Raw genomic sequence first — 1,440 nt, forward strand, 5'->3', positions numbered from 1 at the left:
GCCACCCAGGCCGCCTCTGGCCACACTCGGATGGACATGATCAACCAGGACTCACGTGCTCAACCGGACAGAACCGCAACACGCAAAGCCCCTGCGCGCACCCCTGACCGGCACCGTCCCCGGACAGGAATCAACGCGACATCACGGACGCAAGATCAACCGACTGCCGCTGTGAAACAACGAGGCCAGTCCGTCCGGCCTGCTCACACATGCGCGGCTCACGCCGTTTCGCGTAGATCATTTCACTGAAAAAACCTCAATGGGTATATTCTACTCACGACTCGACGCCATCAGCTTCGATAAACTGGATTAGCGTCAAAAACGTGGAAAAATCAAAATCCCTTGGGTTGAAACTGGAATTCGGCAGCTGAAACCCGCGGGAGAACTGGAGATGAAGAAAAATGGCCCTTATGAAATCGGTAAGACGTATTGCGACTTCGTGTGTTCTTGCGGCAGCCACTTTGGGGGTCACGGCTACTGCCGCATCAGCCGATACGGTGACCCAAATCAGAGATCTTGGGCCGTGGTTTAATGGATGGGTGTATTTCACTTGCCCGAGTGGGCAAGTGGCTGACTCGTACTTCATCGAGAAAGGGAATGATGTAAATTTCACTAATACGCAAATCACCGCTGACGGGGTGAAGACCTACACGACCAACGTAAGCCCCAATTATAGTTGGATTAGGGCGACGCTGAACTGCACTACTCCTCCGTCGATTGAGTTGAGCGGGAAGGTGACCGTTCCTAAGAAGGGTCTTTTTGTCGACGGTGAGGCGCAAATTGACATCACGTGCCCGTCGCATCATCCGTACGCAGGCGACGCCACCTCTTCCCAGCCTGCTGGAGTTTCGGTAAACATTTCCAAGACTCAGGGGGGTGCCAGCTTCAAGTACTTCAACGGTACACTTAACGATGAGGTCGTTAAGGCGACTCTGCTCTGCCTCGTCAATCCATAACGTTTGCCGAGACTGAGCGAGAGGCGGTTCGCGCAGTTGGAGGCGGAGTTGCCCAAGGGGGCCTCGTACGACTGGCAGGACCGGTGCTGGACTCTGGGCCGGATCAAGACCGTGGTCGGCCGGCGCTTTCACCTGATTTGCACCATTCAGGGTATGCGCAGGCTCCTGATGCGCAACGGCCGGTGCTGCAAAATCCCCGCCTGCCCGGCCATGTGAGATTCCCTGGCTGTGCGGGAGTTGCTGACTACTGAGGTTGAACTCGTGATGTCGTCTTCGGTGGTCAGGGGCTGATGGTCAGTCCTGCCTCGGTGAGGCAGCCGTCAATGAGGTGGCTGCGGTACTGAATGTGGCGGAGACCGCGTCGGACGGTCTGGACCAGGGGCTTTGCGTGTTGCGGTTCTGTCCGGTTGAGCACGTGAGTCCTGGTTGATCATGTCCATCCGAGTGTGGCCAGAGGGCGGCCTGGGTGGCGGGCATTGTGGCG

At 57.0% G+C, this 1,440-nt stretch carries 2 protein-coding genes and 1 pseudogene; 1 reads left to right on the forward strand and 2 read right to left on the reverse strand.

The genetic code is table 11. The features are described from left to right. Positions 1 to 274 precede the first annotated feature (274 nt). Positions 275 to 586, reverse strand: a complete 312-nt coding sequence (locus ACH4ZX_RS40295) for a hypothetical protein (RefSeq protein ID WP_398283910.1) — start codon at positions 584 to 586, stop codon at positions 275 to 277. Between the two features lie 418 nt (positions 587 to 1,004). Between ACH4ZX_RS40295 and ACH4ZX_RS40300 the strand changes: the two genes are divergently transcribed. Continuing rightward, the gene (locus tag ACH4ZX_RS40300) at positions 1,005 to 1,172 is read left to right on the forward strand and encodes a winged helix-turn-helix domain-containing protein (protein WP_398283912.1); all 168 of its coding nucleotides are present in this window, start codon (positions 1,005 to 1,007) and stop codon (positions 1,170 to 1,172) included. Between the two features lie 64 nt (positions 1,173 to 1,236). On the opposite strand, the pseudogene ACH4ZX_RS40305 reads toward ACH4ZX_RS40300, so the two are convergent. Beyond that, positions 1,237 to 1,353, reverse strand: a pseudogene (locus ACH4ZX_RS40305) (IS630 family transposase); the annotation flags it as partial. Positions 1,354 to 1,440 lie beyond the last annotated feature (87 nt).

This window comes from Streptomyces sp. NPDC020490, from assembly GCF_044335305.1.
In the GTDB taxonomy this organism is placed as follows: Bacteria; Actinomycetota; Actinomycetes; order Streptomycetales; family Streptomycetaceae; genus Streptomyces.

Excerpts from the sequence above, each read along its gene's own strand:
- ACH4ZX_RS40295 (WP_398283910.1), bottom strand. The coding sequence starts at position 586 with ATGAAGTACGAGTCAGCCACTTGCCCACTCGGGCAAGTGAAATACACC.